Origin of the sequence: Actinomadura oligospora ATCC 43269 (assembly GCF_000518265.1) — a bacterium.
Classification (GTDB): Bacteria; Actinomycetota; Actinomycetes; order Streptosporangiales; family Streptosporangiaceae; genus Spirillospora; species Spirillospora oligospora.
Map to the genome: position 1 here is coordinate 134,687 of NZ_JADG01000007.1, position 20,496 is coordinate 155,182.

The following is a 20,496-nucleotide window of genomic DNA, read 5'->3' on the forward strand; positions in this document are numbered from 1 at the left end:
GATCGAGTGAAAGGACTGGACCGCTTCAGGCGCGTCCGTTATGAAGTGACATCTTCGGCATTTCAGCACGCTTCGCCAAAATGTTTTTGCGTTTCCATGGCCGAGAAAGCGGAACGGGGACGCCGAAACGGCGTCCCCGCTTTTAACCGTCCTTACCCCGGCGGTGGTCTTCCCTTCCGCCGGGGAGCCGTCCTACGCACCCTCGCCGAGGGAGATCGCCTCGTCCACCTCGGTGCGGCGGGCGGCGAGCTCGCTCTCGTAGCGTTCGCGGTCGACGGCCTCGGCGATGTCCTCGTCCTGCTTCATGAGCGCCTCGAGGTCGGCCTTGGCGTTGTCGAGGACGCCCATGTCGAGATAGGCCGCCTGCACCTTCTCACCCCAGAGTCCGACGTCCTTCACGCACGGGACGATCCGGGAGAACAGGAGCGACTGGTAGAGCGTGTACATGTCGGAGTTGTTGACGTACTCCATGCACTTGTCGACCGGCATGCCGAGCGTTTCGAAGACCTCCCGGCCCTTGAACCGGTCGCGCATCAGGTAGCAGCCCTCGACCACGAACTCCTCGCGCTCGGCGCGCTCCTTCTCGGTGAGCTCGGCGTAGAAGTCGCGGAGCGCGAGCCGTCCGAACGCGACGTGCCGCGCCTCGTCCTGCATGACGTACGCGAGCAGCTGCTTGACCAGCGGGTTGGTCGACATGTCCCGGTACAACCCGAACGCGGCGAGCGCGAGGCCCTCGATCAGCACCTGCATGCCGAGGTAGGGCAGGTCCCAGCGGGAGTCCTCCAGCGACTCGGCGAGCAGCTTCGCCAGGTCCTGGTTGATGGGGTAGTACATGCCGATCTTCTCGCGCAGGAACCGCGAGTACAGCTCCACGTGCCGCGCCTCGTCCATGGTCTGCGTGGCGGCGTAGAACTTGGAGTCCAGGTCGGGGACCGACTGGACGATCCGCGCCGACACGTTCAGCGCGCCCTGCTCACCGTGCAGGAACTGGCTGAACAGCCACGCGCCCTGGTGGCGTCCGAACTCGTCCCGCTCGGCCTGCGACATCCTGTCCCAGATGTCGGAGCCGACGAGCGGGTTGAACTGCTCGGGCAGGCCGGCGACGTTGTCGGGATCGACCTCGATGTCCCAGTCGATGCGCTTCTGCGCGTCCCACTGCTTGTCCTTGCCCTTCTGGTACAGGTTCAGCAGCCGGTCGCGGCCGTCGTCGTACTCCCAGGTGAACCGGGCGTCGCCGGACATCGGGACGTCCCAGGTCTCCTTCGGGACGGGCGAGACGTAGAAGTCGTACGAGGTCATGCCAACCTCCCGGGAGGGGCCTCCCGCGGACCTCGGCGACCGCGGGTCGGCGCGGGGTGGTGCCGCCCACCGCTTTACATCACTTCGTAACATGTAAAGCACCCGGCGAACAGACCCATTTCCCTCCGTCCGGAACCCGCTCCGGCGGCCACGGCGAAAGCCGCGGCGGGCCGGAGGCGACGCGGACGGTAACACTGAGCTGCTCGTTCTCGCTGTCCATTCTGGGGGCCTCGCGCCCCGGGCGGACGGATCCGACGCCCCTGGTCCGCCGTCGGCCACATGGGCATGACAAACGGAAAGGGACGCGACAGGAAATACTGGACTCGAGGGACCTGACCGAGCGACGGAAGCGGGCCATGAGCGGGCTGTTCAAGGAGACGATCGCGGGCGACGACCCGGGGAGATCCCGGGTGCGCCGCGCGTTCTGGGCCTCGTTCGGGCTGATCTACCTGGTTCCGGTGGTCAAGGTCGTCAGCGGGTACGCCGGCCTGCGGCTGGTGCTGGCGGCGCTCGCGCTGGTCCTGTACGTCACGGTGTACATGGCCACGCCGCTGACCATGACGAGCTGGATGGAGCCGCCGCGCCGCCTCACCCACGCGCTGGTCGCCCTGTTCGCGGCGCTGTGCGCCGGGCTGCCGTTCGCGTTCGGCTCCGCCTGGGTCGGGATGCCGATCTACCTGTCGATCCTCGTGGCGATGTCGCTGCCGCTGCGGACCGTCCCGTACGGCGTGGCCGCGGCGGCCCTGGTCGCCGTCGTCCAGTGCTGGTGGCTCGACGTCGGCCGGGACGGGCTGCTGACGATCACGATGACGACGCTGTCGCTCGGCCTGTTCATGTTCGCCTTCCGGCACGCCCGGACGCTCGTCGCGCAGCTCCGCGAGGCGCGCGCCGAGGCGACCCGGCTCGCCGCCGCCAACGAGCGGCTGCGCATCGCCCGCGACCTGCACGACCTGCTCGGGCACAGCCTCTCCCTGATCGTCCTGAAGAGCGAGCTGGCGCGGCGGATGGCCGCCCGCGACGTCGACCGCGCGATCGCCGAGGTCAACGACATCGAGTCGGTCGCGCGGGAGGCGCTGCGCGACGTCCGCGCCACGATCTCCGGCTACCGGCGGCGCGACCTGTCCGGGGAGCTGGACGGCGCGCGGGCCGTGCTCACCGCCGCCGGGATCGAGCCGGTCGTCCGCACCTCCGGCACCCCGCTCCCGGACGAGGCGGACGGCCTGTTCGGCTGGGCCGTCCGCGAGGCGGTCACCAACGTCGTCCGGCACTCCCGCGCGAAGCGCTGCGAGATCGTCGTCGGCCGGGAGCCGGGCGGACGCCGCGATCCGGGGTCCGCCGTGCTGTCGGTCACCGACGACGGGACGGCGTCCGAGGCCGCCTTCGTCCCGGGCAACGGCCTCACCGGGCTCGCCGAGCGCATCGACGCGGCGGGCGGAACCGTGACCGCCCGGCCGCGTCCGTCGGGCGGCTTCGCGGTGACCGCGCGGCTGCCGCTCACCTCGTCGTCCGGCGCCCCGGAGTCGTCGTCCGGCTGCGGTCCGGGGCGTCCGCCCGCGAACGGGACCGGTTCGACGGGCGACGGCGGGGACTCCCGGCCGGCAGTAGGGTCTGCGTCGTGATCCGGGTCATGCTGGCGGAGGACCAGCGCATGGTGCGCGGCGCCCTGGCCACGCTGCTCGGTCTCGAGGACGACCTGGAGGTGGTCGCCGAGGCCTCGGGCGGCGTCGAGGCGGTGCTGCTCGCCCAGCGCGAGCGGCCCGACGTCGCGTTGCTGGACATCGAGCTGCCCGGCAAGGACGGCCCGGCCGCCGCGGCGGAGATCCGGGCCGCCGTCCCGTCCTGCCGGGTGATGATCCTGACCACATTCGGCCGTCCCGGATACCTGTGCCGCGCCATGGAGGCCGGCGCCTCGGCCTTCCTGGTGAAGGACGGTCCGGGGCGGGAGCTCGCCGACGCGATCCGCCGCGTGGTCGCGGGCGAGCGCGTGATCGACCCGAACCTCGCCGCCAGCGCGCTGGACCCGGACGCCGGCCCCCTCTCCCCGCACGAGCGGGACGTCCTCGCGGCGGGCGCGGACGGCTCGTCCGTCGCCGACATCGCCGCGCGGCTGCGCCTGCCGGAGGACACGGCCCGCGACCGCCTCTCGTCCGCGATCGACAAGGTGGGGGCGCGTGACCGCGTCGAGGCCGTCCGCACCGCCCGGGCGCGGGGATGGCTCTGAGCCCCCGTGACCACCGGGCCCCCGCGTGGGGGCCCCACCGAGCGGCGACCGCACCCGGCCGCCGCCCGCCCGTCCGCCGCGCGGGGTCGCGGGTCGGCGCGCTGCTCCTCGCCGGGGCGCTGGTCGCGGCCTGCCACAGCGGCGACCCGGGGACGATCAAGGCGACGCCGGTCGGGCCCGCCCCGGCCGTGCCGCGCTGGGCCAGCATCGGCTGCGCCGGCGGGACGATCACCACCGGGCGGCACCGGTTCCAGGGGCGCGACTTCCTCGTGAAGGTCCCGGACAGGCGGCGGAAGGACCCGCAGGACAGCGGCCCCATGCCGCTGATCCTCGACCTGCACGGGCTGGGCTCGTCCGGGTTCGAGCAGGCGGTCTACGGACGGCTCGGCGACGCGGGTCCCGCGCGCGGGTTCGTCGTCGTCGAACCCGACGGCGCGCCCGGCCGGGCCGGCTGGAGGCTTCCCGGCATGCCGGACGGCCACGCCGACATCGGCTACGTGAGCGCGCTGCTCGACCACCTGGAGAAGGGCCTCTGCCTGGACCGGCGGCGCGAGTTCGCGGCGGGCTTCTCCAACGGCGCGGGCCTCGCGACCGCGCTGGTCTGCGGCCTCGGCGGACGGCTCGCCGGGGTCGCCGCCGTCTCCGGGCTGAACCTGACCCGGCCCTGCGCGCGGCCCACGCCCACCACGATCGTCGCGTTCCACGGCACGTCCGACCCGGTCGTCCCGTACGGGGGCGGCGAGCCGTTCGGCGGCCGGCGGTCGCTGGTCCCGTCGTGGATGGTCCCGGCGGACGGGTCGTTCGACCTGCCGTCCGTGTCGGCCTCGGCGGCGGCCTGGGGGCGCGCGTTCAGCTGCGGGAAGACGGTCTCGGCGGAGCCCGCGTCCGGCGTCCGGCGCCGCACCTGGACGGCCTGTCGCCGCGACGCGCGGGTGGACCTCTACACGGTCAGCGGCGCGGGCCACGCCTGGCCCGGTTCCCTGGCCGTGGGGGCGGGCCCGTCCACGAAGAAGATCGACGCGACCGCCGTCACACTGGACGCCTTCGCGAACGGCGTCCTGCGCCACGGCTTCCGGCACCTCCCCCCGACCGCCGGCGTCACCGGCGCGGACGGCCCGCGCGGAACCGACGACCATGACGGAATCGGCGAACGCGACGCGGGAGGCGAACGCGCCGGACGCCCCCCGGCCCCGTCCGCACCACCCGAGAAACCCACGTCCCCAGACCCGAACGCCTCCCCCTGAGTACCCCGCCCAGTCATCAGGGCGAAGGGCGGAGCCTCGTTGGAGAACGGTCAGCCGGGAGACGAACGCACGGGTGTCGGTCGAGGTCCGTGCGCATAGAGGCGCAGGTCGCGGGACCCGCGCGCAAAAGGCGTGCGCGCGGAGGCGCAGGTCGCGGGCGTGCCCGCGGGCGGCCGGTCGGGGGCGTGCGCCGCGGAGGTGCAGGTCGAGGGTGTGCGGGTGGAGGCGCAGGTCGCGGGACCCGCGCGCAAAAGGCGTGCGCGCGAAGGCGCAGGTCGCGGGCGTGTCCGCGGGTGGCCGGTCGGGGGGTGCGCGGAGGCGCAGGTCGGAGGGTGTGGGGGTGGGGGTCAGGTGGTGGTGATGTGGGCGGCCAGGTAGCCGTGGATGAGGCGTTCGGCTTCGGCGAGGATGTCGGGATCGCCGGACGGGTCGCGGCGGAAGGCGAGCTTGAGGACGGCGTCGGCGGCCTCGACGGCGATCGCGAGGGCGCGCGCCAGGCCGGGGGTCTCGGCGATGCCGAAGGTGTCGACGATCAGCTCGCGGAGCCGGTCGGCGACGACCGAGTTGTTCTCCGCGCCCTCGTCCAGCAGCCGGACGTCGGCGACGTCGCCGAACCGCAGCACCCGGAACCCGGGCACGGAGCGGTGCATGTCCACGAAGATCTCGATGATGGCGCCGACCGTGTCGGACCAGTCGTCGAAGCCGCCGCCGCCGAGACGCTCGGACACCCGCTGCTCGAACTGCTCCAGGTTGCGCAGCGCGAGCGCCTGCGCGACGGCGCGCTTGTCGGGGAAGAACTGGTAGACCGACCCGATCGCGACCTCGGCGCGCTGCGCGATGCGGGTCGTGGTGAGGCCGTCGTAGCCGTCCTCGTCCAGGATCTCCGCGCAGGCGTCCAGCATCCGCTGCACGCGTTCGGCGCTGCGGCGCTGGGCGGGACGGCGGCGGAGCGGGGTTCGGATGTCGGTCACACCCCCCATTGTCGCCCCTCCGCGCCGTCCGCGGACATGACGAAGTCGAGATCACACCCCGGCGCGGACGGCAGCCGCCTGTCCCCGGACGTCCGGTGCCGGGACGCGGAATCATCGGGGGCGGGGCCGGGTTGTCCCGGCAGGCACCCGTGACCAAGGAGGCGTCATGACGACTGAGCAGACGATGCGGGCCGCGCTCGCGCACACTCCCGAGAGTCCGGCGGACGGCATCACCGTCGAGACCGTCCCCGTGCCGCGTCCCGCCACGGGCGACGTGCTGGTCGAGGTCCGCGCCGTGGGGATCGTCCCGGACGAGCTGTCCTGGCCCGGCACCTGGTCCGACCGCGCCGGACGCGACCGCGCGCCGAGCGTCCCCGGGCACGAGGTCGCGGGCGTCGTCGCGGCCGTCCGGTACGGGACGACGGGCTTCGAGGTGGGCGACCGGGTGGTCGGCCTCGCCGACTGGCACCGCGACGGCGGCGCGGCCGAGTTCATCGCGGTCGAGGCGCGCAACCTGACCCGGCTTCCGGACGAGGTGTCCTTCACCGAAGCCGCCGCGCTCCCGATCTCGGCGCTGACCGCGTGGCAGGGCCTGTTCACGCACGCCGGGCTGACGTCCGGGCAGTCCGTGCTGGTGCACGGCGCGGGCGGCGGAACCGGCTCCCTCATCGTGCAGCTCGCCCGCGAGGCCGGGGCGCGCGTGATCGGCACCGGACGCGCCCGCGACGCCGATCTGGCCCGTGAGCTGGGCGTGGACGAGTTCGTCGACCTGGAGACCGCCCGTTTCGAGGACGCCGGGCCGGTGGACGTCGTGTTCGACACGATCGGCGGCGACGTGCTCGCGCGGTCGGCCTCGGTCGTCCGTCCGGGCGGCGTCCTGGTGTCGATCACGGCTCCGCCGCCCGAGCTTCCCGAGGGGACGCGCGGCGTGGTCTTCATCGTCGAGCCGAACCGCGACCAGCTCGCCGAGATCGTCGCGCGCGCCGCCGACGGCCGGATCCGTCCGCGCGTGGGCGCGACCTTCCCGCTCGCCGAGACCCGCGCCGCCTTCCACGCCAAGAAGAACGGCGTCCCCGGAAAGGTCATCATCACCCTCTGACCACCGCCGCCGGGTCGCCGCGTCACCGTTCGTCATGCCAGCAGACCGGCGCAGTCACCACTCGACACGGTCACCAGTCGGCGCAGTCACCCGTTGTCGCAGTCACCAGCTAGCGCGGTCACCGGTCGGCGCGGTCACCGGTCGGCGCGGTCAGCGGTCGGCGCGGTCAGCGGTCGGCGCGGTCACCGGTCAGTGCGGTCGGCGCCTGGCGGGGGTCAGGCGGGGATGGGGGTGCGGGTTTGGTGGGTGCGGCGGTATTCGCTTGGGGAGACGCCCATCTCGCGGGAGAAGTGGGTGCGCAGGTTGGGCGCGCTGCCCAGGCCGCAGCGGGCGGCGACGGCGTCGACCGGGAGGTCGGTGCGTTCGAGCAGCTCGCGGGCACGTAGGACGCGCTGGGTCAGCAGCCAGCGGAGCGGCGTCATGCCCAGCTCGGACTGGAAGCGCCGGTGCAGGGTGCGGACGGTCAGCCCCGCGCGGGACGCGAGGCCCGCGATCGTCAGCGGCTCGTGCAGGTGCTCGACGCCCCAGTCCAGGACGGGCCCGAGCCCGTCGCCGCTCCCCGCGCGGGGCATCGGCGACTCGACGTACTGCGCCTGCCCGCCGGACCGGTGCGGCGGGACGACCATCTGCCGCGCGACGGCGGTCGCCGCCTCCGCGCCGAAGTCGTGCCTGATCAGGTGCAGGCAGAGGTCGATCCCGGCGGTGTTGCCCGCGCCGGTGAGCAGGTCGCCGTGGTCGTGGTACAGGACGGCCGGGTCGACCAGGACGCGCGGGAAGCGGCGGGCGAGGTTCTCGGCGTGCTTCCAGTGGACGGCGGAGGCGCGGCCGTCCAGGAGACCGGCGGCGGCGAGGACGAACGCGCCGGAGCAGAGGGACACGATCCGGGCCCCGCGCGCGTGCGCCTCGCGTACGGCGTCGAGCAGCGGCCCGGACGGATCACGGTTCACGTCGGCGGTCGCCGGGACGACGATCGTGTCGGCGTCGCGGAGCCCGTCCAGGCCGTGCGCGGCGTGCACGCCGAACAGGCCGGGCAGGTCGTGGTGTCCCGACGAGCCGCGCATGGGCACGTGGCGGGGTCCGCCTTCGGCGCATATGCGCAGGTCGTACCAGGGTCCGGTGTGCCCGGGCGGGGGCGTGCCGAACAGCTGGCATGGGATGGTGACCTCGAAGACCGGCGCCTCGTCCATGACGACGACCGCGAGAAGGGACATGGCAGGAATCTAGCGCATCGCGTCATTTCTGCCACTCGTCCGGGGTGGGTGGTCACGCCGAGGCTGTCCTTCATGAACACCAAGATCCTTTCTTTGGCGGCGCCGCCCGCCTCTCCCGCGGTCCCGTCCGCGGACGGCCGGAGGTGGTGGGTCCTCGGGGTGGCCTCGGCCGCGCAGTTCCTGGCGATCCTCGACCTGTTCGCCGTCAACATCGCCTTCCCCGCGCTGCGGGAGGGCTTCGGCGGAGCCTCGCTGGCGGACGTGTCGTGGGTGCTGAACGCCTACACGATCGTGCTGGCCGCGCTGCTGGTCCCCGCGGGCCGGATCGTGGACGACGCCGGACGGCGGCGCGTCTTCCTGCTCGGCATGGCCCTGTTCGGGGTCGCGTCGGTCGCGTGCGCGGTGGCCCCGACGCTCGGGATCCTCGTGGCGGCCCGGGTCGTCCAGGCGGTGGCCGGGGCGCTGCTGATCCCGACGTCGCTCGGGCTGGCGCTGCCCGCGTTCCCGAGCCGCGAGCACCCGACGGTCATGGGGATCTGGACGGCCGTCGCGGCGTCCGGGGCCGGGTGCGGACCGGTCCTCGGCGGGCTCCTGCTCCTCGCCGGATGGCGCTGGATCTTCCTCATCAACCTCCCGATCACGATCGCCGCGGTGATCGCCGGACGCCGCCTCCTCCCCCGCGACACGCCCGCCGCCGACCAAGGACCGGCCAAGCCCCCCACCGAGGCGGACCACAGAACGAACAGGCTGGTCGACAAGGCAGGCGCACCGGCCAGTGAGGCGGGCGCGCGGGCCGGTGAGGCGGGTGCGCTGGTCGATGAGGCGGGCGCGCGGGTCGATGAGGCGGGCGTGCAGGCTGGTGACGCGGGCGCGCGGGCCGGTGACGCGGGCGCGCGGGCCGGTGAGGTGGGGCGGGGGACGCGGCGGGGGCTTGATCTTCAGGGGGCGGCGCTGCTGCTCGCGACGGCCGGGACGCTGACCGCGCTGCTCACGCAGGGGCCCGAGTGGGGCTTCCCGTCCGTGCCGACGATCGTCTCCGGGGCGCTGCTCACGGTGCTGGCGCCGCTGCTGGCCGTGCGGCTGATGCGGGCGCGGGACCCGATCATCGACCCGGCGCTGTTCCGGAACCGGACGTTCGCGGTCGCCGTCGCCGGGGTCGGGCTCTACTACCTGGCGTTCGCGGCCGGACTCCTCGCGACGACGCTGTACTTCACGCAGGTCAGGCACTGGTCGGCGGTCACGGCGGCACTCGCGCTGGCGCCCGTCCCGCTGGCGTGCGTGGTGCTGTCCCCGCTGTCCGGACGCGTCGTCGGGCGCATCGGCGGACGCGCGTCGGCCGTCCTCGGCGGACTCACCCTCGCGGTCGGCGCGGCGTGGTGGGCGGTCGGCATCGGGCGGGGCTACGCGCTCGGCTACCTGCCCGGCGCGGTGCTGTTCGGCGCGAGCACGGCGCTGCTCCAGCCGCCGCTGTTCGGGGCGTCCACCGCGCTGCCCGGCGACCGGATCTCCCTCGGCTCTGCGGTGCTGATGACCACGCGGCAGATCGCGTCCGCGCTGGGTGTGGCGGTGCTGACGTTCGTGCTGGGCGGCCGTCCGGAGATCGCGGACTACCGCCTGGGGTGGTACCTGATGGCCGGGGCGGGCGTCGCCTCCGCCGTCGCCTGCCTCCGCTTCCGGCGCGCCTGATGCCGTCAGCGGAGGGACTGGAAGAGCCGGTCGGCCCCGGGCTGCGTCCACTGGAGGCGGTTCGGGTCGCCCGGGTACGGACCGACCGGAACCGTCCCGAACCGAATCTTCCCGGTGTCTCCGACGCTCGACGACAGGTCGAACATCTGCTTCAGGCCGAGCCCCTTGTCCGTGACGACCGACTTGGACGCGGCGCGCAGGAAGGAGTAGAGGCGGGCCGGGTTGGTGAGCTGGCCGCGCGCCTTGTCCGCCATCGCGGTCATGAGCTGCTGCTGCCGCTGGATCCGGCCCAGGTCGGAGCCGTCGCCGACGCTGTACCGGACGCGCGCGTACCCGAGGGCCTGCTCGCCGTTCAGCTTCTGCCGTCCGGCGGCCAGGTGCAGCCCGGCCTTGGCGTCGTCGATCTTCGCCGGGACGTTCACCTCGACCCCGCCCAGCGCGTCCACCATGGACTTGAACCCGGTGAAGTCGATCTGCAGCGCGTGGTCGACGCGGACCCCGGTGGCCGACTCGACGGTCTTCCACGCGCAGGCCAGCCCGGCCTCGTTGAACGCAGAGTTGATCATGCCGGTGCGGGCCGGGACGGTCGCGCCGCCGCTGCCGCCCTTCCGGCAGGCGGGGATCTGCACCATCGAGTCGCGCGGCAGGCTGATCCCCCGCACGTTCTTCCCGTCCGCGGGGACGTGGAAGAGGATCATGGTGTCGGTGCGGGCGCCTTCGTCCCTGCCGTACTCGGCGTTCGCTCCCTGCCTGCTGTCCGAGCCGACGACCAGGACGTTCTCCGCCTTCGTCCGCTTGGCCGGACGGGGCCCGAGGTCCTCGGCGCTGACATGCCGGATGTTGCCTTCGACCTGCGAATACAGCCCGTACCCGGCGATCGGGAGCCCCATCACGGCCAGCACCCCGACCGGCACCAGCCGCCGAATCCGCCGACGCCGCCGCAACCGCCGCGTCCGATACCCACCCGAACGACGCCCAGAGTCACGCCCACCCTCGCCGTCCTCACCCCAGAACGCCCTGTTCTCCGACACGTCGCCCACCCCCGAGGCCCCACCCCCAGAACCGTCCGCCTGAGCGGGACCGCCTGCGGTGGTGGGGTTGTTCGGGGCGGGTGGGGTGGTCCAGGCTCCGGTGTCGGTGCGGGCGTGGTCGGCTGGGCCGTTCGGTTGGTGGCGCTTCTGGCCGTCCCCGGTGGTGGTCATCTACGCCCCTCTTGTCTGCGTGTGGCCGAACGCGCTGGTCAGAGGGCATTCGGCGCGGTTCTTCCCTCCTCCGGCCGGGTTCGCGGCGTGACCGCGGGCGGTCCGGTCGGCGCCCGCCCCCGCTGGGCGCCGTTCCAGGACGGCGGTGGTGTCACCGCCCGCACTGATAACGAACCGGACAACTCTCCTGTTCCTGCGGAGGCGTGCGGGATCCGGGCGCGGCACGAGGGGATGTCCGGAGAACGCCCTTGGTGCGCCGGGCGTCGACCTTGGTCGCTGGTGGCCGAGCGCCCCTGCCTGGACGCTGGGGAAATGAACGATCCGAAGGCGTATGACGGGTTGCAGTCGATCGTGTTCTTCGCCGGTTTCTACGAGGGGCTGCTGCCGTTCCCCGCCAAGTACTTCGGCTGGACGCCGCTGCTGTCGCTGCCGTCCCGGATGCCCTCGCCGGCGTGGTGGATCGTGGCGGCGGCGGCCCTGGTGACCGCCGCCGTCCTCCTGGTGGTGCTGGACGAGGCCAAGAAGCGGCGCTTCCCGGACGCGTGACCTGAGGGTCAGTCGGCCGCGATGCCGCTCCGGTACCGTTCGCCCGCGCGGCGGATCATGCGGCCCACGGCCCGGTTGAGCGGCGGCGCGTACCGGTCCAGGGCGAGGGCGAGGTGCGCCTCGGGGGCCACCGGAACCAGCGGACGGTCGTTCCGGACGGCCCGGAGGATCGCCTGGGCGACGCGTTCGGGCGGGTAGCCCCGGCGCGCGAACGCCTTCGCCAGGCCCGCGCGCATCGCGTCCGCCTCAGCGCCCGATATCCCGATGTACCGAGTGCGGTGAACGATGCCGGTGTCGATCACGCCCGGGCAGATCGCGGAGACGCCGATCCCCTCGTCCGCGAGCTCCAGGCGCAGGCACTCGCTGAACTGGAGCACGGCCGCCTTGGTCGCCGAGTACGCGGCGACCTGCGCGCCCGGCGCGAACGCGGCCATGGACGCGACGTTGACGATGTGCCCGCCCTCGCCGCGCGCGACCATCCGCGTGCCGAACAGGCGGCAGCCCCGGTACACGCCGTCCAGGTTGACGGCCCGGATCCGCGCCCAGTCGGCCTCGCCGGTCTCCAGCAGCGGCCCTGCCACCCCGATGCCCGCGTTGTTCACGACGACGTCCGGAACGCCGAGGTTCGCCGTGACCTGCTCGGCGAAGCGTTCCATGGCCTCGGCGTCCGCGACGTCCACCCCGTACGGGTGCGCGACGCCGTCCGCGGCGGCGGTGATCTCCTCGGCGACGCGCTTGGCGGCGGCCTCGTCGATGTCGGCGACCACGACCGTCGCGCCCTCGTCGGCGAACGCGCGGGCGGTCGCGCGGCCGATGCCGTTGCCCGCGCCGGTCACCACGACGAGCCGTCCGGTGTACTCGCCGCCGGGACGTCCGGCGGCACGCGCGCGGACGAGGTCGGGCGTGTCCGGGCCGCCCGCGAGGTGGTCGATGAACTCGGTGATCCAGTGCGCGAGCCGGTCCGGATGGGTGCGGGCGACCCAGTGCCCGGCCGGGACACGCCGGACGTACAGCGGGTCGGCGTGCCCGCGCGCGGAGAGCAGCGCGTCCGGGAGCGCGTACCGGTCGCGGGTGGGGACGACCACCTGCACCGGAACCTGGGCCGTCGCGCCCCCGGCGGGCAGTTTCCGCAGGTTGGCGCGGTACAGCCCGAGTCCGTTGCGCGCGTCGCGGGCGAGCGTCGGCGCCGGGTGCCCGGGCCTCGGCTCGGCGCCCTCGACGCGTTTCAGCCCGCGCGCGAACGTCGCCGTCACGACCCGCGCGAGCGCCTCGCCCGCCTTGGGAGCCGCGAAGACCGGCATGTACACGCTGCGGCGGGCCTGGCCGAGCACCCGCGCCGTCCGCCGGGCGCGCGCCCGGACCCGCTCGGCTCCCTCGCGCACCGCCCAGGCCTGCCCGCCCGCGACCGGCGGCGCGGTCGTCCCGTCGCGGGAGCCGAGGGTCTCGCGACGGGAGCCGAGGGTCTCGCGACGGGCCCACTCGGCGACGTGCCGCCAGTCGGGGCCGGAGATGGAGGTGAAGGACGCGATCCGGCCGCGGAAGGGCTCGCCGTCCGGGCCGTCGGTCACGGCGGGCCAGCACTGGACCGATCCCCAGTCGTGCCCGACGAGGTGGACGGGCGCGTCGCCGCCCACCGCGTCGAGGACGGCGGCGAGGTCGCCCAGCAGCGCCTGGACGTGGTAATCGTCCGGATCCTCGGGCGCGGTGGACGCCCCGGCCCCGCGCACGTCGTACGTGAGGACCCTGAACCGTTCCGCCAGTGCCCCGGCGACCTCGTCCCACACCGCGCCGGTGTCGGGGTACCCGTGCACGAGCACGACGGTGGGCCGGTGGCCCTCACCGCGTTCGCGCACGGCCAGTTCGACGTCGCCCGACCTCACCCTGTGATCCCGCACCGCGAATCACCTTCTCCGTCGGAGGGTGCGCCCTTCTCGCCTGCCTCCTGCGAACCTACGCCCGGTCGCCTCCGAGTTCGACCCTCGCGACCGGTTGGCGCAGGATGGTCAGTTCGCCGAGACTGAGGTAGATCTCGTGGTGCAGCCCGCGCGGGACGAGGTTCCGCTCGGCCATGAAGGCGTCCATGCGGGCCAGCGTGGCGGGCTCGTCCGCGTAGCCGCCGTGGTGCAGCACCTGCACCGACAGCCCCTCCGCGAACTCGGCCAGCTGCACGCGCGCCGCCGCCGCGACCTTGGGCCGGACGGCGTCCCGGCCACGTTCCACCTGCTCGGCGGTGATCTCTCCGCTCGCCTTGAGGAACAGGTGCCAGCGCCACTCGGCGCGCGGGACCTCCAGCGGCGGACGCTCGTCCTCCACCCACCAGCGCGCCTCCAGCGGCGCGCCGGGCGTGCCCATCGCCCCGGCGACCGCGTACACGGCCTCGATCGCGGCGGCGTACTCGGGCCCCTCGGGATCGCCGAGCCCGCTGACGGACAGGCCCCGGACGGCGTCCAACTCGACGAGCTCCGGCTCGTCCGTCGCCGCGTACCAGCGGTCGGACGCGCCCTTCCGGGTGTCGGGCGTCGTGCTCCGAGTGTTGGTCATCGTTCGTCCTCCAGGGGAATCTGCACCCGCGTCACCAGGTCTTCCGGCGGGGTGCGTTCGGGGTCTGCGAGGTAGGTCTCCCGGGTCGTCCCGCCGGGGGTGTGGCCGTGGTCGGCGCACCAGGCCAGCAGCCCGTGCACCACCAGCCCCACCTGGTCGAACGGCCCCACGTGCACGGCCGTCGCGAACGGCCCGCCCGGCAGGACCTCGCGCCGCGTCCCAGGCGGCACGTCCGGCCCGTCCGGCCCGTCCGCCGCGTCCGGCGCGTCCGGGAGGACGGCGGCGAGCGCGACGGGGAACTCCTCGGTCGGGTCCAGCGGGAAGAGCCCGATCATGGGCTCGGTGGACGGGACGTCCAGCAGTCGCGCGACGCAGCGCCCCATCGCCGGGCCGATCTCGTCCAGCGACGCGGTGTCGCGGGCGATCGCGACCGTGCGGGCGGGCTCGTCCACGACCGTGACGGGCGGCGCGGGCAGCCCCTCGGTGAGGAGGCGTTCCAGCACGTCCAGGGCACGGCGGCGGCGCGCCAGCTCGGCGGCCTGCCGGTCCCGGACCTCGGTCAGCGGACCGGTCGGGTCGTCCTCCGCCAGCGTCCGCGCGATCATCGGCAGTGGGACGTCCAGCGTCCGCAGCAGCCCGATCGCGAGGGCGTCCCGCGCCTGGTCAGGCCGGTAGTACCGGTATCCGGACGCGGGGTCGACGCGCGCGGGGGCCAGCAGCCCGAGGTCGTCGTAGTGCCGCAGCCGCTTCACGCTCAACCGGCACAGCCGCGCGAACCGCCCGATCGGAAGGAGATCTTCGCTCACGTCCCCCACTGTCTCCTCTCCCACCATGGGAGAGTCCAACAGCGGCCGAAACGTGCCGGTTCAGTCTTCGAGGATCGGAGGTCGGGCGGCGGTCAGGGTTGGGCGGTGAGGCCGGTGCAGGCGCGCAGGCCGTTCCAGCGCTTGAGCTCGGCGGCCCCCGCCGCCCCCTTCATCGGGATGGGGAGTCCGCCGGAGAGACGCGCGGGTTTCCAGGCGGCCTTGGTGACCTTGCCGCCGTCCAGGCGCAGCTGCAGGACGCCCGACAGCTTGGTCTGCCCGGTCGTGTCGGTCTTCCCGGCCACGCCGTTGAACACGAAGTTGCCCATCCCGTAGTGGACGTACCTGCCCTCCATGAAGCCGCCGCCCAGCGGGACGTGCGCGTGCCCGCCGACCACGATGTCCGCGCCCGCCGCGATGAGGGTCTTCGCGAGCGCCTGCTGCCGGGGCAGCGGGCAGTTCCGCATCTCCTCCCCCCAGTGCAGGTGGACGATCACGTAGTCGGACCCCTTCGCGGCCTCCTTCACCGCCTGGACGAGCCGCGGCACGTTCTTCGCGGACGCGAGGCCGCCCTTGCTCGGCGTCGCCGTCCACGCCCGCATGAGGTGGTCGTCGAGGACCTGCGTCGCGCCGACGACCGCGAGCCTGTTGCCCTTCACCACGAAGCGGCGCGGACGGAACGCCTCGTCCTCGTCCTTGCCGATCCCGACGACGGGGAAGCCGCTCTTCCTGATCGCGCGGAGCGAGTCGCGGAGGCCGGACTCCATGTAGTCCATGCCGTGGTTGTTGGCCATGGACACGACGTCCACCCCGGCCCCCCGGAGGGCGGCGAACGCCGACGGCGGGGAGCGGAAGTGGTACTCCTTGTTCGGCGCGGGCGTCCCGCCGGTGGTGATCGCCGTCTCCAGGTTGAGCATGGTGAAGTCGGCGGACCGCAGCGTGGCGGCGATCGGGCCGAGCGCGGTCCGGGGCGAGGCGAGCCGTCCGCGCAGGGCGCCCTCGAAGTGGGTGTCGCCGCCGAACGCGATCGTGATCGGCTGGCGTCCCTGACCCTGTCGCGTGACCCCGCCGCTGGTCGGAGCGCTGCCGGGACGCGAGTACGTCTTATCCTTCGCGTCGTTCTTGGAGCCCTTGCCGTCGCTCCCGCAGGCCGAGGCGGCGAGCGCCACCGCGCATCCCACGGCCACCAGGGCGAAGCCCCGTCCGTCCCGCATGGGTGCCCCCACCTCCATGATCGGCTCGCCCAAGAATGGCAGACGAGACGGACAATTCAGTGGTTTTCGCCAGATGAGCGGCGGCCGACACGGCCCTCCCTTTACCTGGTTTCACAAGAAACATCAGGGGTGGCGACCAGTACCCGCCACGCCTCGCGGGCATACCACCTGGGGAAACAGCCCGGAAACCCGGATGACTCGCTTCATTGAATCGATCACGCTAGCGGCCTGAAACCCGGCATTCCAGACATCGCAGCAGCCGACCGCGGGGCACACCCGCGCGGATCCGATTCAGCGACGAGCAAGGAGGAACGCGCCCATGTCCGACAAACGCATCGCGACCACCGACGGCGGCAACCCGGCGCCGAGCCTCGAGCACTCGCAGTCCGTCGGCCCCAACGGCCCGCTGCTGTTCCAGGACCAGTACCTCGTCCAGAAGATGGCCCACTTCAACCGCGAACGGGTGCCGGAACGGGTCGTCCACGCCAAGGGCGGCGGCGCCTACGGCGTCCTGGAGATCACCGAGGACGTCAGCCAGTTCACCAAGGCCAGGCTGTTCCAGAAGGGCGCGCGCACCGAGTCGTTCGTCCGGTTCTCCACGGTCGCGGGCGAGATGGGCTCGGCCGACTCGGCGCGCGACCCGCGCGGCTTCGCGATGAAGTTCTACACCGAGGACGGCAACTACGACCTGGTCGGCAACAACACGCCGATCTTCTTCGTCCGCGACCCGCAGAAGTTCAGCGACTTCATCCACACCCAGAAGCGCCGCGCGGACAACCACCTGCACGACCACAACATGCAGTGGGACTTCTGGACGCTGTCACCGGAGTCCGCGCACCAGGTCACCTTCCTGATGACCGACCGCGGCACCCCCGCGTCCTGGCGGAACATGCACGGCTTCGGCTCGCACACCTTCCTCTGGTACAACGCGTCCGGCGAGAAGTTCTGGGTGAAGTACCACTTCAAGACCGACCAGGGCATCAGGAACCTCACCGACGCCGAGGCCGCCGAGCTCCAGTCCACCGACCCCGACTCCCACATCCGCGACCTGCACGACGCGATCAACCGCGGCGACCACCCGTCCTGGACGGTGAACGTGCAGATCATGAAGTTCGAGGACGCCGCCGACTACCGGTTCAACCCGTTCGACCTCACCAAGGTCTGGCCGCACGAGGACTACCCGGAGATCACCATCGGCCGCTGGACGCTCAACCGGAACCCCGACAACTACTTCGCCGAGATCGAACAGGCCTCGTTCGAGCCGTCCGCCTTCGTGCCGGGCATCGGCCCGTCCCCGGACAAGATGCTCCAGGGACGCCTGTTCTCCTACCCCGACACCCACCGGTACCGCATCGGCCCGAACTACCTGCAGCTCCCGGTCAACCGTCCGAAGAGCCGGGTCGACAGCTACAACTTCGACGGCCCGATGACCTTCCAGAACCCCACCGACCCGGTCTACGCGCCGAACTCGGTCGGCGGCCCGGTCGCCGCCGGCCCGGACACCTGGTCGGGCGAGTCCTACGAGGTCGCGGGCGAGATCATCCGGCACGCCTACGAACTGCACCGCGACGACGACGACTTCTCCCAGCCGCGCGCCCTCTGGGAGAGGGTCCTGTCCGACACCGACCGCGACCACCTCGTCTCCAACATCGTCGGCCACGCCTCCACCCCGGAGGTCACCGCCGACATGAAGAAACGCGTCGCCGAGTACTGGCGCAACGTCCACAAGGACCTCGGCGACCGAGTAGCCAAGGGCCTCGGCACCTGACACCCGCCCCACCCGGTCCCGAACATGCACGGCCTTGACGTCAGTGACGCGCAGCCGGTCCCGAACGACCCTCCTCCTTGGCGGAGGACTCGGACGAGGCCAGGGCTCGGGGCCGGGACCGTCCGCCGTCTCCCGACGCCTCGAGCTCGCGGTCGGGTTCGTCCTCGGACGCCTCGACCGCGGGACGATCGTCCTCACTGGAGGCCGCGTCGGCCAGGCGACGACGGGCGGCGGACCCGGCATCCCCGCCGAAGGCCTGCGTGATGGCCTCCAGCGCGGACGTCAGCTCACCCGGAATGACCCAGAACGTACTGTTCGGTCCTTCGGCCAGCTTCGGGAGCGTCTGCAGGTACTGGTACGCGAGCAGCTTCGGGTCGGGATCGGCGCGGTGGACGGCCGTGAACACCTTCTGGATGGCGGTGGCCTGGCCCTCGGCCTCCAGGATCGCCGACTGCTTGCCGCCCTCGGCGCGCAGGATCGCCGCCTGCTTCTCACCCTGCGCCGTGAGGATCTTGGACTGCCGGGCGCCCTCCGCGGTCAGGATCGCCGCGCGCTTCTCGCGCTCCGCCCGCATCTGCTTCTCCATCGCGTCCTTGATGGACGGCGGCGGCTCGATGGCCTTGATCTCCACGCGCGTGACGCGGATGCCCCATTTGCCGGACGCGTCGTCCAGCACGCCGCGCAGCGCGGTGTTGATCCTGTCCCGGGAGGTCAGTGTGGCCTCCAGGTCCAGTGTGCCGATCACGTTGCGCAGCGTGGTCGCGGTGAGCTGCTCGATCGCCTTGATGTAGTCGACGATCTCGTAGTCCGCCGCGCGCGGGTCGGTGACCTGGAAGAACAGCACGGTGTCGATGTGGACCACCACGTTGTCCTCGGTGATCACCGGCTGCGCCTTGAACGACACGACCTGCTCGCGCAGGTCGATCAGAGCCTTCACGCGGTCCACGAACGGCACGACGAAGGTGATGCCCGGTTCCAGCGTCCGGTGGTACCGGCCGAGCCGCTCCACGTTCCGGGCTCGCGCCTGCGGGATGATCCAGACCGTCCGCACGGTCGCGATGACCAGCACCGCGATCCCCGCGAGCAGCACCACCAGCAGCGCGATGGCGACATCTGTCATGGCTCCCCCTCCGGGATCCGGGCCGGTCCCACCGGATACAGCAGCGCCGTCGCGCCCTCGATGGCGATCACGTCGACGGTCGCCCCGGCGGGGATGACCAGGTCGGGGTCGTAGGGACGAGCCGTCCACTCCTCGCCGCCGATGCGCACGCGCCCGCCCGTCCGGCTGACCTCCGTCAGCGTCACGGCCTCACGTCCGACCAGGGCTGCCGTCCCGGACCGCATCTTCGGCGGCTGCCGGACGTGCCGCCGCGCGAGAGGCCGCACCACCCCGATCCCACCGACCGCGACCACAGCGAACACCGCCGCCTGAAGCACGACCGGAAGCCCCGCCGCGGCCGTCAGCCCGGCCGCGAACGCCCCCACCGCGAGAAGCCCGAGCGCCAGCGTCAACGTCAACAGCTCAGCCACACCAAGCAACGCCGCGGCCAGCAACCAGGCGACCCACGCCTCCATCCGCGTCATCTCCCAGAGGCGGTCGATGTCCTCCCTTTCACGTTAACTCCACCCCCCTCCCAACCCAACCCACCGACCCCCAGCACAGGACCGCGATGGGCACGCAGCACAGGCCGCGACAAGGGCGCACGCAGGAGATGCGGGACGCCCACACAACACGAACGCCAGACCCGAGAAAGCGGCACAGACCCGAGACACGAGGTAAATGCCAGGGCAGCGGAACCCAACGAGCGCCCCAAATGGACGCACAGGACGGACGCCAAAGGACGGAATGCGCAGCGCGCTGACACTGAACGCACGGCCAGGGCAAGGCCCGGGGCGCGAACGCAAGACGCGGCACGAAAGGCAGGGCACCAGACGCCACGCAGACGGGCAGGCGCGCAGGCGCAGCACAGGCGCGGAGCGTGAGCAGGACACGACCCAGCAGGCGCAGGACGGGGCGAGGCGAGGCGGGGCGGGCCGTGTGCACGAACGCGCGGCACGAACGCGGGCAATGCGCGGGCGCTGGATAGACGCGTCAGGCGCGGTGCAAAGGGCAGGGCAGGGCAGGGCACCAGTGCAACGCAGACGTCGAATGCCAGGCAAAGGCCCTGGCGAGAGCACTGAGCAGCGGCCCGAGCGACTCGGGGCGGGGCGGACGTGGGACATGAGGCAGGGGCCCTGGTGGGAACACTGGGCAGCGCCACCAGCAGTGCGGAGCGGGCGTGGGGACGGCGTGCGGGGCGGCACGCGCAGGGGACGCTTGCGCGGCAAACGCAGGCCGTGACGCGGGGGCCGGGACGCGGCAAGCGCGGGCGACGCACGGACTGGACGGACGCGCTGGACGGACGACGGGCGAGCGAGACGGATCAGAGGTGGAACGTAACGTGCGGGCGGCGGGCGAGTGTTCCACGGGCGCTAGGTACGGGCTTGGAGGGGTGGGGTGTCAGGCGCGGTGCTGACGTGTGAAGGACGGGCGGGGGCGGGAGGCCGACGGAGGGGCCGGGCGCAGGACGGGCGCGGACGGAAGGGCCAGGCGCGGGGCGGACACGGACGATAAGAGCCAGGCGCGGGGGGGGGGGGGGGGGGGGGGGGGGGGGGGGGGGGGGGGGTGAGTTGGTGGCGTGGGGGGTGGGG

The 20,496-nt window shown here is 72.9% G+C and carries 17 protein-coding genes; 7 read left to right on the forward strand and 10 right to left on the reverse strand.

Annotation, left to right across the window (positions count from 1 at the left end; translation table 11 throughout):
• Window positions 1-192: 192 nt before the first annotated feature.
• Complete coding sequence (locus tag P696_RS0109970) at window positions 193-1,299, reverse strand: ferritin-like domain-containing protein (protein ID WP_026412238.1); 1,107 nt, start codon at window positions 1,297-1,299, stop codon at window positions 193-195.
• Window positions 1,300-1,655: 356 nt separating this feature from the next.
• Here P696_RS0109970 and P696_RS44430 point away from each other — a divergent pair, with 356 nt between their 5' ends.
• From P696_RS44430 to P696_RS52235, 3 genes are read left to right on the forward strand one after another with little or no spacing between them, the layout of a single operon-like run.
• Window positions 1,656-2,918, forward strand: a complete 1,263-nt coding sequence (locus tag P696_RS44430) for a sensor histidine kinase (protein WP_051467238.1) — start codon at window positions 1,656-1,658, stop codon at window positions 2,916-2,918.
• Window positions 2,915-3,520 carry a response regulator transcription factor gene (locus P696_RS0109980; protein ID WP_026412239.1) on the forward strand — a complete coding sequence of 202 codons (606 nt, stop codon included), beginning with the start codon at window positions 2,915-2,917 and terminating at the stop codon, window positions 3,518-3,520. Before P696_RS44430 ends, P696_RS0109980 begins: the two co-directional genes overlap by 4 nt.
• Window positions 3,511-4,764 carry a CE1 family esterase gene (locus tag P696_RS52235; RefSeq protein WP_051467239.1) on the forward strand — a complete coding sequence of 418 codons (1,254 nt, stop codon included), beginning with the start codon at window positions 3,511-3,513 and terminating at the stop codon, window positions 4,762-4,764. The genes P696_RS0109980 and P696_RS52235 overlap by 10 nt, the downstream gene beginning before the upstream one ends.
• A gap of 347 nt (window positions 4,765-5,111) precedes the next feature.
• Here the strand turns inward: P696_RS52235 and P696_RS0109990 are convergent, their stop codons facing one another.
• Window positions 5,112-5,735, reverse strand: coding sequence for a TetR/AcrR family transcriptional regulator (locus P696_RS0109990; RefSeq protein ID WP_084337179.1), 624 nt, complete (start codon window positions 5,733-5,735; stop codon window positions 5,112-5,114).
• Window positions 5,736-5,901: 166 nt separating this feature from the next.
• Between P696_RS0109990 and P696_RS0109995 the strand changes: the two genes are divergently transcribed.
• Window positions 5,902-6,834 carry an NADP-dependent oxidoreductase gene (locus tag P696_RS0109995; protein WP_211245685.1) on the forward strand — a complete coding sequence of 311 codons (933 nt, stop codon included), beginning with the start codon at window positions 5,902-5,904 and terminating at the stop codon, window positions 6,832-6,834.
• 215 nt (window positions 6,835-7,049) lie between these two features.
• Here P696_RS0109995 and P696_RS0110000 read toward each other — a convergent pair whose 3' ends face one another.
• Entirely contained in the window at window positions 7,050-8,045 is a 996-nt protein-coding gene (locus P696_RS0110000) for a GlxA family transcriptional regulator (protein ID WP_026412242.1), read from the reverse strand.
• Between the two features lie 72 nt (window positions 8,046-8,117).
• Between P696_RS0110000 and P696_RS44440 the strand changes: the two genes are divergently transcribed.
• Entirely contained in the window at window positions 8,118-9,731 is a 1,614-nt protein-coding gene (locus P696_RS44440; protein WP_034484275.1) for an MFS transporter, read from the forward strand.
• Between the two features lie 5 nt (window positions 9,732-9,736).
• On the opposite strand, the gene P696_RS44445 is transcribed toward P696_RS44440, so the two are convergent.
• Window positions 9,737-10,933: an LCP family protein gene (locus P696_RS44445; RefSeq protein WP_084337181.1), complete on the reverse strand. Its 1,197-nt coding sequence runs from the start codon at window positions 10,931-10,933 to the stop codon at window positions 9,737-9,739.
• Between the two features lie 312 nt (window positions 10,934-11,245).
• Here P696_RS44445 and P696_RS0110015 point away from each other — a divergent pair, with 312 nt between their 5' ends.
• Window positions 11,246-11,479, forward strand: a complete 234-nt coding sequence (locus tag P696_RS0110015) for a hypothetical protein (protein ID WP_026412243.1) — start codon at window positions 11,246-11,248, stop codon at window positions 11,477-11,479.
• An 8-nt stretch (window positions 11,480-11,487) separates the two neighbouring features.
• Here the strand turns inward: P696_RS0110015 and P696_RS44450 are convergent, their stop codons facing one another.
• The 4 genes from P696_RS44450 to P696_RS44460 form a co-directional block, all read right to left on the reverse strand.
• Window positions 11,488-13,374, reverse strand: a complete 1,887-nt coding sequence (locus P696_RS44450; protein ID WP_084337183.1) for an SDR family oxidoreductase — start codon at window positions 13,372-13,374, stop codon at window positions 11,488-11,490.
• A gap of 55 nt (window positions 13,375-13,429) precedes the next feature.
• A complete protein-coding gene (locus tag P696_RS44455; protein WP_051467246.1) occupies window positions 13,430-14,020 on the reverse strand; it encodes a GyrI-like domain-containing protein in 591 nt (196 codons plus the stop codon).
• Entirely contained in the window at window positions 14,017-14,826 is an 810-nt protein-coding gene (locus P696_RS0110030) for a MerR family transcriptional regulator (protein ID WP_026412244.1), read from the reverse strand. Before P696_RS0110030 ends, P696_RS44455 begins: the two co-directional genes overlap by 4 nt.
• Window positions 14,827-14,918: 92 nt before the next feature.
• On the reverse strand, window positions 14,919-16,037 hold the full coding sequence (locus P696_RS44460) for a CapA family protein (protein ID WP_034484079.1): 1,119 nt from the start codon (window positions 16,035-16,037) through the stop codon (window positions 14,919-14,921).
• A 319-nt stretch (window positions 16,038-16,356) separates the two neighbouring features.
• Between P696_RS44460 and P696_RS0110040 the strand changes: the two genes are divergently transcribed.
• A complete protein-coding gene (locus P696_RS0110040) occupies window positions 16,357-17,805 on the forward strand; it encodes a catalase (RefSeq protein ID WP_026412245.1) in 1,449 nt (482 codons plus the stop codon).
• A gap of 40 nt (window positions 17,806-17,845) precedes the next feature.
• Here the strand turns inward: P696_RS0110040 and P696_RS44465 are convergent, their stop codons facing one another.
• Together P696_RS44465 and P696_RS44470 are read right to left on the reverse strand one after the other, a co-directional pair.
• Window positions 17,846-18,925: an SPFH domain-containing protein gene (locus P696_RS44465; protein ID WP_051467247.1), complete on the reverse strand. Its 1,080-nt coding sequence runs from the start codon at window positions 18,923-18,925 to the stop codon at window positions 17,846-17,848.
• A complete protein-coding gene (locus tag P696_RS44470; RefSeq protein ID WP_051467351.1) occupies window positions 18,922-19,380 on the reverse strand; it encodes an NfeD family protein in 459 nt (152 codons plus the stop codon). The genes P696_RS44465 and P696_RS44470 overlap by 4 nt, the downstream gene beginning before the upstream one ends.
• Window positions 19,381-20,496 lie beyond the last annotated feature (1,116 nt).